An 11,838-nucleotide genomic window follows, 5' to 3' on the forward strand; every position below is an offset into this window, starting at 1 on the left:
CCGCCTGGTTGGCCGCCCGGCAGGCCGAGGTGCGCCGGGAGCAGGCCCGCCGGGCCGCGGCCCGCCGGGAGGCGCAGCGCCGCCTCGCCGCCCAGCGCGAAGGGGTACGCCGAGCCGCCATGGGCCTGGACCGTCCGGGAGACCTGCCGGCGGCGGTCAACGGCGGATCGGTCTCGTACCGGCGGTCGGGCGGCCTGCGCGGTCGTCCCTACGAGGCCGGCCGAGGCGCCTGACGCGGGTCTCGGCCGTGCCTTGGTTCCGGCCGTGCCCCGGGCTTGGCCGTGGCTCGGTCCCGGCCGTGCCTCGGTCCTGGCCGTGCCCCGGGCTTGGCTGTGCCTCGGTCCTGGCCGTGCCCCGGTCCTGGCCGTGCCTCGGTCCCAGCCGTGCCCGGCCGGCTTGATCGACTCGGGTTCCTGGAAGTCGGGTGGTTGTGGCGTCCGGGATGCCCCGGTTTCCAGGAACCCGAGTCGATCTTCGGGCGGGTCGCAGGGCCCGGGCAGGGGGCGGATTCGCGGTGAAGGCCGACGACCTGTTAGCCTTGCTGCCGGCCCGCCCGGTGTAAGCCGGGTGGGACCGAAGCCGGTTCGCCGGCGGGGGGCTGTGGCGCAGACTGGTAGCGCACCTCGTTCGCATCGAGGGGGTCAGGGGTTCAAATCCCCTCAGCTCCACCCCAGGTCAAAGGCCGTTTCCGCGAGTCGGAGACGGCCTTTTGCGATCTTCCGGGTGCGTGACCGACCTTCCGACGTCCCCGCCGGGTAGACCAGACGTTGATCCACCTAGGCGAAGCGTTCGGTCGTCACCGGTATCAAGCCGTGCTGTCGCAGGACGTTCGTCAGCTCGGACAGGCTCGAGCCGAGCGCCGCGGTGCCATCGGTCCTCAGCAGCGCGGTCACGTCGAGGCACCAGGCCAGGGAGTGGCCGACCCGGCGCAGATCCCAGGTGAACTGGTCGCCGTGCTCGACGAGACGACCGCTCGCGGCGGACGCGACAGTGCCGCCCGCCGGTGACCGCCAGGCCGTCCGGAGGCTCGCCACCTGCTCGGCGCGGAGATCCTTGGCGAAGAGGACCCGGTACACCCGCCGTTCGTGGAAGCCGGCCGGTGGCTGCGCCGGGCCGAGCCGCAGCGGCGGGGCGGTGGCGATCGGTTGATGGTCGAGGAAGTGCGTACGAAGCAGCGGCTCGTCCGGCAGTTGCCCACCACCGAGCGCGCGGTGGACGTCCTCGGCCTCCCGGCGGGACGTGGGGAGCACCCGCGCCAGCACCTCGGGGTCGGTGCGCATGCCGCGGCTCAGCGCGGCGGAACTCCACCAGCCGGCCTCCGGCGTCCAGCCGGCGCTGTCCAGCCCCGTCGTGGTGAAGTCGTGGTGGCGGGTGAACTCCTCGACGACGATCCCTTCCACAGTGGTGGCCGGGCCGTGGTTGTTGAGTCGAGGTAGGACCAGGTAGTAGTCCAGGGACGGTCCCGCGTCGGGCATCAGCACGGGCACGGCGCGCAACGGCTCGGTGGTCATCAGCACAACCGTAGCGAAGGAGAACGGTTAGCATCCGGACCCCAACGTGAGGAGCCCAGATGACTTCGGTGGCCCAGACCCGGTTCGGCATCATCGGCAGTGGCTGGCGGGGTGAGTTCTTCCTTCGCCTGGCCCGGCTGCTCCCCGAGCGGTTCCGGGTGACCGGGGTGGTGACGCGTACCGAATCGCGCGGAGCTGCCGTGACGGCCGACTGGGGTGTGCCGAGCTTTCGCACGACGGGCGAGTTGCTCGCCCGCGAGCGGCCGGACTTCGTCATCGTGTCGGTGCCGTGGCCGGTGACACCAGAGGCGACCCGGGAGTTGGTCGCTGTCGGCGTACCGGTGCTCGCCGAGACGCCGCCCGCCCCCGACCTGGCGGGTCTGCGCTCGCTCTGGGCCGACGTCGGAGGCAGCGGCCTGGTGCAGGTCGCCGAGCAGTACCTGCTGATGCCCGGGCACGCGGCTCGGCTGGCGTTGGTCCGCGCCGGGGTGCTCGGTGAACCGACCTCGGTCCAGATCTCCTCGACCCACCTGTACCACGCGGTCTCCCTGATCCGGGGTCTGCTCGGCGTCGGTCACGAGAGCGCCGAGGTGAGCGCGCGGGCCTTCGTCGCGCCGCTGGCCAACCCGCTCTCGCCGGCCGGCTGGAGCGGCGACGACACCCCGCAGCAGCTCTCCACCACCCTCGCGACCATCGACTTCGGCGGGCGGATGGGGTTGTACGACTTCACCGACAACCAGTGGTGGAACCCGCTGCGCACCCGCCGGTTGGTGGTCCGGGGCTCGCGCGGTGAGCTGGTGGACGACCGGGTGGTCCGCCTGGTCGACCCGAGCACGCCGGTGGAGTCGTTCCTGACCCGGCGGCAGACCGGTCTCGACCTCAACCTGGAGGGGCTCGACCTCAAGCACATCAGCTTCGACGGCGACGTGGTCTACCGCAATCCGTTCGTCGGCAGCGGGATGTCCGACGACGACATCGCGGTGGCCGACATCGTCGCCCGCGCCGGGGCGTGGGCGCGGGAGGAGGGCCCTGCTCCGTATCCCCTCGCCGAGGCCTGCCAGGACCACCTGATCAGCCTCGCCATCGAAGAATCAATACGCGCCGGCCAGCCGGTCGTCACCGCCACCGAGGCATGGGGACGGTAGCTCCGGCGGATCCACTTCTGTCCCTTGGCTGACAGTACGCAACCGGGAAGCCAGCTCACCTGTGGAGCCGAGTATCAACCGAATGCCCGGGAGTACCCGGGCTGCACACGGGGAGCAAGGATGAATCGAAGCACTCGACGCCGGATGCTCGCAGCCACCGCAACCGGTCTGCTGGCCACCTCTCTTGGCGTCGCTGTCTCCGCGACCGCGACCGCCGCGCCCGGCGGGGCGGCCCTCCGCACCTGCAAGATCAGTACGCTGCCGTACCCGACCGACACCTATCGCGCCGACGCTAACGCGGTCGACCCGACGGGTCGCTACGTCGCGGGCACCGCGCTGCGGGTCGGTGAGACCGACAACCAGTACCTGCTGCTGTTCTGGGACGGGCAGCGGGTCACCGAGCTGGAGTCGGAGGCCTCGGCCACCCCCGTCGACATCAACGCCGACGGCGTCGTGATCGGCAACGGATCGGCGGAGACCGGCTACGGGCAGCCGTGGAGGTACCGCGACGGCAAGCTCGAGCAGTTGCCGGTGCTGCCGTCCACCGGCATCTTCGTCAGCGCCATCAACGATGCCGGCGACATCGTCGGCTACGGCTCCGACATCGTCCCCGGGGAACTGGTCGCGCTGCGCTGGCCGGCCGCCCGTCCGGGCACTGTCGAGGTGCTCGACGCGCCGGTCGACGCCCAGGCAGGTGGGATCACTGACAACGGGACCATCGTCGGCAGCGCCGGGCCCTTCGGAGACTGGAACAGCTGGGTCCGCCGGCCGAACGGCCGGATCGACGCGCTCACGTTCCCCGGCGCCGAGTGGAGCACGGCCGGCGCGGCGGCGGGCCGCTGGGCGATCGGCCAGGTATGGCTGGACGGCGGCACCAGCTCGACTGGCGTGCGGTGGGACCTTCGGAACGGCTCGCACACGTTGCTCGACCAGGAAATGCCGGCAGTGACCGATGTCAACGCCAAGGGCGTCGTGGTGGGTGATGACCGCGTTGCCAGGGGCTCCACCTCCCGGGTCCTGCCGGGTGGCGGCGAAGGGGTGGTCGTCGGTGCGAGGTCCATCTCCGACTCGGGCACCATCGTCGGGTTCCGCAACGTCCTCGCCGACCGGTTGACTCCGGTGCGCTGGACGGGCTGCTGACCCACCGACTCTCCCACCGCGTGGGGCCGGCCCGGACGGGGTCGGCCCCACGTCGCGTCAGCGCGTCACGGCTTCCAGGAACCGGCGGTCTGGAACTGGTCCTGGTACTCCAACGCGCCCGAGGTGTCGTGCACGTCGAACACCACGCTGCCCGTGCGTCTGGTGCCAGCGGTCAGGTCGTCGACGGCCGGCATCGGTTTGCCGCATCCGGAGAAGGCTCCACCGATCGCTGTGGTCTTGGTGCCGTCGGCGGCGACCCACTGAAAGTAGAGCGGGTTCGTCGAGGCGGTGCCCTTGGTGACGGCCACCGTCACGTCGGCGATCACGTACATGCCCTCGCCGGGTTTCAGTCCGTGGGACTTGCATGGTTTGGTGGCGCTGCTGAACTTCGTCACGGTGATCTCGACGGTGCCTGCCGAGCTGTTGACGACAAGGGTGTCGCCCGGCGACATGTCGCGGGTGTCGCCGTTCGCCGACGGTGGGGTCGGCGGGGTGGCCTGTGCCTCGCTCACAGTGGTCGAGGTGCCTTTGGTGCCGATGACGACCGCCACGATGCCGCCGGCGCAGGTCAGCAGGGTGAGTACGGCCGCGGTGACGGCGACGAGCACGACGGACTTCTTGGCGCGGTCCGTCTGCGCCAGGGGTGGTGCGATGATCGGGTAGCCGGGGCCACCAGGTGCCCGATATCCGCCGCCGGCGCCCGTGTACCCGCCGGCCGCCGGGTACGCAGCCCCCGAGAACGGCGGCTGCGGTGTCGCCGCGAACGAGCGGGTCGGCGGCTGCGGGTTCGGTTGTTGGGGGTCGTGCGGCCTGACGCGGGGCTGGGGGTGGGTCACCGTACTCCTTGACGCTTCGGTACGTGCGGTGCGGGAACTCTTCGACGTTACCGTGGGTGGCGGAGCGTCCAGTGGCCACGCCGGAGGGCTTCCCACCGCGAGGATCCGAAACCGCTCTGGCCAGCGTGGACAGTGTTCAATCGGTCACCGAACGCCAATGTGGATCGGTATTTTATTCATCGCCATGAGTAACCAGGCGAGGTCAACGTGCCGAAAGTACGGCGGCGGTGCGCACCAGCCCGTCAGCGATCACGAAGCGGCCGCTGATCGATGTCGGCGGGTCGTCGACCCCCGCCGCGTCCACCCGGGCCGGTGCGATCCGGGCAGTGAACGTGCCGGCATCCGGATCAATGTCGAGCCGGGCGTCGTGGAAGTCCAACCAGTCGCGGACGACCGGATGCCACACCTTGTAGACGGTCTCCTTCGCACTGAACAGCACGACCGGCCAGTAGGTGCCGCTGGGTAGCCGAACACACATTGCCTCCTCCTCGGGCAGCAGCACGAGTCGGCGTACTCCCGGATTGACCTCGCGGTGCTGCTCGGCATCCATTCCGACGGACCGGATGTCGGTGGTGTGCGCCGCCGCGGCGGCGCAGTAGCCGGCGGTGTGGGTGATGCTGCCGACCACCCCGGCCGGCCAGACCGGCGCGCGATCGGCGGCGGCCGGCACGGCGGTCGTCGGCAGGCCGAGGTCGCGCAATGCCCTGCGGGCGCAGATCCGCCCCGCGGCGAAGTCCCGCCGACGGGTCTGCACCGCCCGCTCGCCGAGACATGCCTGCTCAGCGGGGAGCAATTCGCCCGTCCAGTCCTCCGGCCCGGCGACGGCAACGGCGACAGTCGATGGCAGCAGGTCACGCATTCCGTTGACCTACTGGTCGGTAGGAATGACGCAGAGAGTTAACCGTCAAATTTCCGACTCCCACGACCGCCGAAGGTACCGCAAAGATGTAACACCGGAGGGACGCGCAGCGCCTTCCCTGATGGCTCCGGGGGGACCACCATCAATGCTGGCCGGCGCGGCAGCCGCCAGTCCCGTGGACATCTGGAAGGACGTGCGATGACCGATGGCCTGGAACGGCCGGGGGTGCGGGCTGACGAACACGCCCCGAAGACCCCCTGCTGGAGCTGCGGCTCCTGCGGTGACGAGTGGCCGTGCGCGACGAAGCGCACCCGGTTGCTGGCGGAGTACGAGGGTGATCGCGCCATGCTCAGCGTCTATCTGGGCTCCTGCCTCGCCGCCGCCACCGAGGATCTGCGCGCGGCCCCGGTGATGTCGCTCCAGGACCGGTTCATCGGTTGGTTGCCGCGCGGCTCCCGGCGTAGCTGAAGCTCTGGTGGCCCCGCCGCTGGGCGGGGCCACCAGAGACTGGCGTTCAGCGACGTCGAGGGCGTCGGGTCACCGCGAAGCCGAACACGCCGGCCACCGCGGCGAGCACGCCGCCGATGCCGGTCCAGACCCAGCGCGAGCCGAGATTCGGCAACCAGTCCGCGAGCGAGCCGCTCTCGTCGTCGGCCTCCGCGTCCACCGGGGGTACGGCGTTGAGCACCGTGCCGGCCTTGGTGTTCGGCACCAGCGGGGCGGCCAACTCGCCGTCGTCAGCCGAGGCGCCCCGGTCGGCGATGGTGCCGACCAGCAGGTCGACGTCGATCGGCGCACCCAGATCGGGCTCCGGCAGCTCGATCACCGAGAGTCGGACGACGTACGTGCCGGGCAGTGGGTCGGCCGACCAGGGCTCCGCCCACGACCGCACCTCGCGCAGCGTGCACCCCAGCACCACGTTCGACGCCTTTGCGTCCACGGTCGGGGTCTGGGCTCCCGCCGTGCACGCCTGGCGTCGGCGCAGCCCGTCGAAGACGTCCACCGTCCAGGTGGAGGCGCCGCTACGTCCCTTCGGGAAGGTGACGGTGGCGTTGATCTCGTGCACCTGGCCGGCCGTCGCCGGGAACGACCAGTAGAGGTGGTCGCCGATCGAGGCGTCCACCCGTACCGGCTGGCCGGCGGTGATCGGGGTGGCGGTGAGGAACGACGTGCCGGCACGGTTCACCGGCGTGGCACCCGGGGAGGGGGTCGGTGCGGCGACGGCCGCAGCGGGGAGCAGGGCGGCCACGCCGGCGGCGAGCAGCGCCGCCGTCGACCGGAACAGTGCGGTACGCATCAGTTCTCCCTCCAGGTGGCGACCCACCAGCGGGTGAGCAGACCGGCGAGCAGACCGGTGATCAGCCCGGCGATGGTGAGCAGGGCGAGCAGCACCCAGCCCCGGCCGAGGTCCGGTCCGTCCGGTGCGGGTGCGGCGGCGACGACGTCGATGGTCAACTCCACCGGCATGCCCGGGGTGGCCGCGGTGCCGGGACGCGGGGCGAACGAGTTGCTGACCACCAGGCAGACCGTGGTCGGTTCGATGACCGGCGCGGAGCTCTGCTCGGTCTCGGCGGCGTCCTCGTCGTCGGCGGAAGCCGACCAGCGCAGTCCGGCGGAAAGCACGTCGGCCCGCCCGCTGCCGGCGTCCGCGCCCCGGACGAGTTCCCGGCCGTCGGCCGCGGTGGCCCGCAGCAGCACCCCGTAGTCCCGGTTGACGGCCCGGTCCAACGCCATGCTCACCGAAGCACGCAGCTCCTGCCCGGGGCGGATCGGCACCCGGTAGTAGCGATGCTCGGAGAACGCCTCCCGGTCGGCGTAGACGCCGGGGGCGAGCAGTGGTGCCGAGTCGCACGCGCTCGTGCCGCCGACCACGGTCGGGGCCCGGGTGTGCGTGTCTGCGGCCCGCTCGACGAGCTGTTTGATCCGGTCGGTCAGCTCCTCGGCGCTCTGCGCGGCGGTGTAGGTCCCGCCGGTCGCGCTGGCGATGCAGAGCAGTTGCCGGCGAACCTTCTCGTCGGGGGCCAGACCGAGGGTGTCGACGACCAGGCTGGTGCCCTGGGCGGCCAGTTCCCGGGCCACCTCGCACGGGTCCGGCGGAGCACAGGTGTCCTCGCCGTCGGTGATCAGCACGATCCGCCGGGTGGTGGCCCCGGTGCCCAGGTCCTGCGCGGCGGAGCGCAGCGCCAGCCCGACCGGAGTGAACCCGGTCGGTCGAAGTGTCGCCACCGCCGCCTTGGCGGCGGACCGGTCCACCGGCCCGACCGGCACGATCTGCTGGGTGTCCTGGCAACCGACCTTCTTGTCCTTGCCGCGGTAGGTCGCGCCGAGCACCCGGATGCCGAGCTGTGTCTCCTCGGGCAGCGCGTCCACCACCTCGTTGAAGGCCTGCTGGGCGACCGATATCCGGGTGCGTCCGTCGATGTCGGCGGCGCGCATCGACCCGCTGACGTCGAGCACCAGCTCGACCCGGGGCGGCTCGGGCGCCGGCTCCTCGTCGGCCTGCGCCGGCCCGGTCAGCGCGGTGGTCGCCAACAGTCCGAGAAGGACCGCCGTCGATCGTCTGAAGTTGATCACGACCCGCAGTGTAGTGAGATCCACTTTGGATGATCGTTTGGGTGCAGGCGTGCGGAACCGACGACTCCGGCTGGACCGGGGACCGCCTCTGACCGGCCGCACCCGCGCTCAGGGTCCACGCCGGGTCACCCTCGGTCAACTGTGCGAGGGAAGGTGTCGGCTCGGCCAGCATCCGTCGGAAATCTGACCCAAGTCGACCCGTTGTGCCGGTGGTGCGCGGTGGTTAAGCTCTTCTTGCGCGCCCCAATCGCCCGCTTCCCCCGTGGCAGGCGATCGGGGCGCGCGTCTTTGTCAAGAAGGGCCCGCACGCTTCGGCGTGCGGGCCCTTCTTCCGTCGCGCTGTGCGGCGCGTCGCGTGTCGATGCTTATATCCACCGGCCGTCGAGCCACATCCGGGACAGCCAGTCCGAGTACGGAATCACCCGACCCACGAAGATCGGATAGAAGTACGCGAAGCAGAGCGCCACCAGCAGCACGTACGCCCCCGCCGCGATGCTGCCCACCAGCCGGCGCTCATAACTCGGGTCACCCGGCACCAGCGGCGCCACCGCACCCACGTCACCCCCGGCGGGCGCGATCAGCGCGCCCAGCACGTACACCACGGCCAGCACCAGGAACGGCACCGCCGGCGCGGCGTAGAACGAGAACATCGTCCGGCCGTCGAGGGCGAACCAGAACCACGGCAGCAGCCCGGCGGCCACGGTGAGCAGGATCGCGCCGGCCCGCCAGTCCCGACGGGCCACACCCAGCCAGACCAGCGCCACCAGGGCCGGCAGGAACGACCACCAGAGCAGCGGGGTGCCGAGCAGCAGAATCTCGGAGGCGCAGCTCGCCGCGCCGCAGACGCCGTCGCCGGCGTAGTGGAACGCCACCGGCCGGCCCAACAGCAGCCACTGCCACGGCCACGACTGGTACTTGTGCGCATCGTCGAGCTGGGCGTGGAAGCCGTACGCCGCGCGGTGGTACTCGAAGAGATTGATCAGCGGGCCGATCACCGGCCGGTCGCTGAGCCGGGAGCCCGGGTAGGACGACGCGAGCCGGTAGTAACCGTCGTCGGTGAGCAGCCAGCCCGACCAGGTGGCGAGGTAGGTGCCCAGCATGAGCACGCCGGCGAGCACCAGCCAGGGCAGCTCGTCGACGAGCGTGTCCCGCCAGGGCCGGCGGACGCCCGCCGAGCGGCGGACGCCGACCTCCCAGAAGAGCACCAGCAGCGCGAAGGCCGGCACGAAGTACAGGGCGCTCCACTTCACCGCACAGGCGCAGCCGATCAGCACCCCGGCGGCCAGCCGCCACCACGGCCAGGTGCGCCAACCGGTCGGCGGTCGGCCGGCCCGGCCCGGCTGGCTCGGATCGAGCCCGTCGTCCAGGGCCCGTGCCCAGCGCCGACGGCGGGCGTCCCGATCGAGCACCAGTGCGCCGAACGCCGCCAGGACGAAGAAGAGCAGGAAGATGTCGAGCAGGGCCGCGCGGGACAGCACCAGGTGGAAGCCGTCCAGGGCGAGCAGCAGGCCGGCCGCGCAGCCGAGCACCGTCGAGCGGAACATCCGCCGACCGATGCGGACCAGTAGCAGCACCGACAGCGTGCCGATCACCGCCGCCGAGAAGCGCCAGCCGAACTCCGGCGCGGTGGTCATCAGGTGCCCGGGGACGGAGACCTTGGAATCGGCGTCCTGATAGCCGAACGCCCACTCGCCGATGCCGATCAACCACTTGCCCAGCGGCGGGTGCACCACGTACGACGGGACGTTGTCCTTGTAGTTCCACTCCACGCCACGCGAGATCAGCCCGTAGGCGTCCTTGGCGTAGTACGTCTCGTCGAAGATCTTGCCCTTCGGGCTGGAGAGCCCGACGAAGCGCACGATCGCCGCGATGGCCACCACCACTGCCGTGGCCAGCCAGGAGAACCGGTCCACCTGGGTGTCGACGGTGGCGAACCGTCGCCGGACCACCGCGGCCACCCCGCCGCCCTCGGCGCTCGGTGGCGTCGGCTCCTGGTTGGCACTGGGCTCGCCCGTCATCTGGATCATCTTGTCCGGATCGGCGCTCGGGCTCTGCGCTGTCGACGCACTCGTCACCCGGCGATCGTAGGCTGCCAGGGTGTCCGGTGGCGTCCGTCGTCCCTGATACCGGTATTCCCAGCAATGAAGGAGACGAATCCGTGGGTGAAATGTCCGAAGTTGGGCGCCTGATTCTGCTCGGTGCTCCACTCGGCAACCCCGCCGACGCCTCGGCCCGACTCCGGGAGGTGCTGATCAGCGCCGACGTGGTCGCCGCCGAGGACACCCGCCGGCTCACCCGGTTGGCCCGCGATCTCGATCTCACCGTCGGCGGTCGAATCGTCTCCTACTTCGAGGGCAACGAGGAGCGGCGCACCCCCGAGCTGGTCGAGGCCATCCTCGGCGGGTACGTGGTGGCGCTGGTAACCGACGGCGGGATGCCCAGCGTCTCCGACCCCGGCTACCGGCTGGTCCGTGCCACGTTGGATGTCGGGGCGCCGGTCACCGTCGCCCCCGGGCCCAGCGCGGTCACCACCGCGCTGGCCGTCTCCGGGCTGCCCTGCGACCGGTTCTGCTTCGAGGGCTTCCTGCCCCGTACCCCCGGCGGCCGCCGATCCCGGCTGCGCGCCCTCGCCGCCGAGGAGCGCACCCTGGTCTTCTTCGAGGCTCCGCACCGGATCGGCGCGACGCTCACCGACCTGGCGGACACGTTCGGGGCGGACCGGCCGGCCGCGCTCTGCCGCGAACTCACCAAGACCTACGAGGAGGTGCTCCGCCGCCCCCTCGGCGAGCTGGCCCGGTGGGCCACCGAGGGGGACCCGCGCGGAGAGATCACCCTGGTGGTGGCCGGAGCCCCGGTGACCGCGGCCGAACGCCCCGACGACGACACCCTGCGCGCCGCCGTCGCCGAGCGGGAGGCCGCCGGCCGGTCCCGCCGGGACGCCATCACCGACGTCGCCACCGAGTACGCGCTGCGCCGCCGGGACGTCTACACGATCGTGCACAGCTGACCGAGGAGGTCCGGTTCGCCGGACGGCGGGTTCACCACGCGGCGGCCAGGAAGCCGATGGTGATCAGCGTGGGGCCGGCGATGGCGGCGGCCACGGCCCAGCGGCGGTGCCGGCGACCGGGCAGCCGGGCCGACCCGGTCCACCGGACGATGCCGCCGGTGCAGGCCACCACCACCAGCAGACCGGGCAGCCACCGCAGGTGCCGGCCCACGCCGACGTCCGCGTACGCGGTGCCGCTGTCCGGGCCGGTCATCCGCGCCGGCAGCGCGGTGCCGGCCGTGCTCTGATCGACGGGCACGCCGCTGACCCGGACGCCATGGGCGATGAACCGCCCGTCCTCGGCCGTGAAGAGCCCCCGGCACCGCAGGGTGAGCCCGCCGCCGGAGCAGTCGTCGATCACCACGGTGCCCGTCCGGGCGTGCCCGACCGCGAGCCAGAACGGGCCGGCGCTGACCCAGGCGAAGAAGGCCGCGACCAGGCTCAGCACCACCAGCGCGGCGAGCCCGGGCAGCGGATCCGGCGGTGGGGGCGTGCGGCTGGGTGCCCGGCGCAGCGCCAGCCGGAAGCCGCGAAGCCGCGCCGGTGCCGCGTCCTTGCGGACCGGGGTGCCGTCCCAGTGCACCTGCTCGATGGGCGCCCAGAAAGCGCCGGCGTCGTCCGGCGGGTCGCCGTCGGGCCCATTGTCGCGCTGCCGGCGGCGATGATCAGGCTGTTCAGCAGCCACCCGGCCGCCTTGCCCTCGGCGAGGGCGTCCACGAAGACCCCG

At 71.8% G+C, this 11,838-nt stretch carries 11 protein-coding genes, 1 tRNA gene and 1 pseudogene; 6 read left to right on the forward strand and 7 right to left on the reverse strand.

All coding sequences use genetic code 11. The annotated features are described in order from the left end of the window. A pseudogene (locus GUI43_RS31980) lies at positions 1–233 on the forward strand (divisome protein SepX/GlpR); the annotation flags it as partial. A 361-nt stretch (positions 234–594) separates the two neighbouring features. Then, positions 595–668, forward strand: a tRNA-Ala gene (locus GUI43_RS31985). 108 nt (positions 669–776) lie between these two features. On the opposite strand, the gene GUI43_RS31990 is transcribed toward GUI43_RS31985, so the two are convergent. After that, positions 777–1,511, reverse strand: a complete 735-nt coding sequence (locus tag GUI43_RS31990; RefSeq protein ID WP_146765979.1) for a hypothetical protein — start codon at positions 1,509–1,511, stop codon at positions 777–779. Between the two features lie 59 nt (positions 1,512–1,570). Between GUI43_RS31990 and GUI43_RS31995 the strand changes: the two genes are divergently transcribed. Together GUI43_RS31995 and GUI43_RS32000 are read left to right on the forward strand one after the other, a co-directional pair. After that, complete coding sequence (locus GUI43_RS31995) at positions 1,571–2,656, forward strand: Gfo/Idh/MocA family protein (protein ID WP_112700541.1); 1,086 nt, start codon at positions 1,571–1,573, stop codon at positions 2,654–2,656. A 120-nt stretch (positions 2,657–2,776) separates the two neighbouring features. Then, entirely contained in the window at positions 2,777–3,796 is a 1,020-nt protein-coding gene (locus GUI43_RS32000) for a hypothetical protein (RefSeq protein ID WP_146765980.1), read from the forward strand. 65 nt (positions 3,797–3,861) lie between these two features. Here GUI43_RS32000 and GUI43_RS32005 read toward each other — a convergent pair whose 3' ends face one another. Further along, positions 3,862–4,632, reverse strand: coding sequence for a DUF4352 domain-containing protein (locus tag GUI43_RS32005; protein ID WP_112700545.1), 771 nt, complete (start codon positions 4,630–4,632; stop codon positions 3,862–3,864). A gap of 202 nt (positions 4,633–4,834) precedes the next feature. Next, positions 4,835–5,491: a 4'-phosphopantetheinyl transferase family protein gene (locus GUI43_RS32010; protein ID WP_112581651.1), complete on the reverse strand. Its 657-nt coding sequence runs from the start codon at positions 5,489–5,491 to the stop codon at positions 4,835–4,837. 198 nt (positions 5,492–5,689) lie between these two features. Here GUI43_RS32010 and GUI43_RS32015 point away from each other — a divergent pair, with 198 nt between their 5' ends. Then, a complete protein-coding gene (locus tag GUI43_RS32015; protein WP_112581650.1) occupies positions 5,690–5,959 on the forward strand; it encodes a hypothetical protein in 270 nt (89 codons plus the stop codon). Between the two features lie 46 nt (positions 5,960–6,005). Here GUI43_RS32015 and GUI43_RS32020 read toward each other — a convergent pair whose 3' ends face one another. The 3 genes from GUI43_RS32020 to GUI43_RS32030 form a co-directional block, all read right to left on the reverse strand. Beyond that, positions 6,006–6,788: a peptidase gene (locus GUI43_RS32020; protein ID WP_112601740.1), complete on the reverse strand. Its 783-nt coding sequence runs from the start codon at positions 6,786–6,788 to the stop codon at positions 6,006–6,008. Beyond that, positions 6,788–8,065 carry a VWA domain-containing protein gene (locus GUI43_RS32025; RefSeq protein WP_112700547.1) on the reverse strand — a complete coding sequence of 426 codons (1,278 nt, stop codon included), beginning with the start codon at positions 8,063–8,065 and terminating at the stop codon, positions 6,788–6,790. Before GUI43_RS32025 ends, GUI43_RS32020 begins: the two co-directional genes overlap by 1 nt. A gap of 365 nt (positions 8,066–8,430) precedes the next feature. Beyond that, a complete protein-coding gene (locus tag GUI43_RS32030) occupies positions 8,431–10,083 on the reverse strand; it encodes a dolichyl-phosphate-mannose--protein mannosyltransferase (RefSeq protein ID WP_373861025.1) in 1,653 nt (550 codons plus the stop codon). A 149-nt stretch (positions 10,084–10,232) separates the two neighbouring features. Here GUI43_RS32030 and rsmI point away from each other — a divergent pair, with 149 nt between their 5' ends. Beyond that, a complete protein-coding gene (gene rsmI / locus GUI43_RS32035) occupies positions 10,233–11,072 on the forward strand; it encodes a 16S rRNA (cytidine(1402)-2'-O)-methyltransferase (RefSeq protein ID WP_247669021.1) in 840 nt (279 codons plus the stop codon). Positions 11,073–11,103: 31 nt separating this feature from the next. Here the strand turns inward: rsmI and GUI43_RS32040 are convergent, their stop codons facing one another. After that, complete coding sequence (locus GUI43_RS32040; RefSeq protein WP_211326796.1) at positions 11,104–11,796, reverse strand: hypothetical protein; 693 nt, start codon at positions 11,794–11,796, stop codon at positions 11,104–11,106. Positions 11,797–11,838: the final 42 nt, after the last annotated feature.

Origin of the sequence: Micromonospora noduli (assembly GCF_003264365.1) — a bacterium.
Lineage (GTDB): Bacteria > Actinomycetota > Actinomycetes > Mycobacteriales > Micromonosporaceae > Micromonospora > Micromonospora noduli.

What these genes read in the sequence shown, in the direction of transcription:
- GUI43_RS31990 (WP_146765979.1), bottom strand. Translation starts at nt 1,511, where the DNA reads ATGACCACCGAGCCGTTGCGCGCCGTGCCCGTGCTGATGCCCGACGCG.
- GUI43_RS32000 (WP_146765980.1), top strand. Translation starts at nt 2,777, where the DNA reads ATGAATCGAAGCACTCGACGCCGGATGCTCGCAGCCACCGCAACCGGT.
- rsmI (WP_247669021.1), top strand. Translation starts at nt 10,233, where the DNA reads ATGTCCGAAGTTGGGCGCCTGATTCTGCTCGGTGCTCCACTCGGCAAC.
- GUI43_RS32020 (WP_112601740.1), bottom strand. Translation starts at nt 6,788, where the DNA reads ATGCGTACCGCACTGTTCCGGTCGACGGCGGCGCTGCTCGCCGCCGGC.
- GUI43_RS32015 (WP_112581650.1), top strand. Translation starts at nt 5,690, where the DNA reads ATGACCGATGGCCTGGAACGGCCGGGGGTGCGGGCTGACGAACACGCC.
- GUI43_RS32010 (WP_112581651.1), bottom strand. Translation starts at nt 5,491, where the DNA reads ATGCGTGACCTGCTGCCATCGACTGTCGCCGTTGCCGTCGCCGGGCCG.
- GUI43_RS32030 (WP_373861025.1), bottom strand. Translation starts at nt 10,083, where the DNA reads ATGACGGGCGAGCCCAGTGCCAACCAGGAGCCGACGCCACCGAGCGCC.
- GUI43_RS31995 (WP_112700541.1), top strand. Translation starts at nt 1,571, where the DNA reads ATGACTTCGGTGGCCCAGACCCGGTTCGGCATCATCGGCAGTGGCTGG.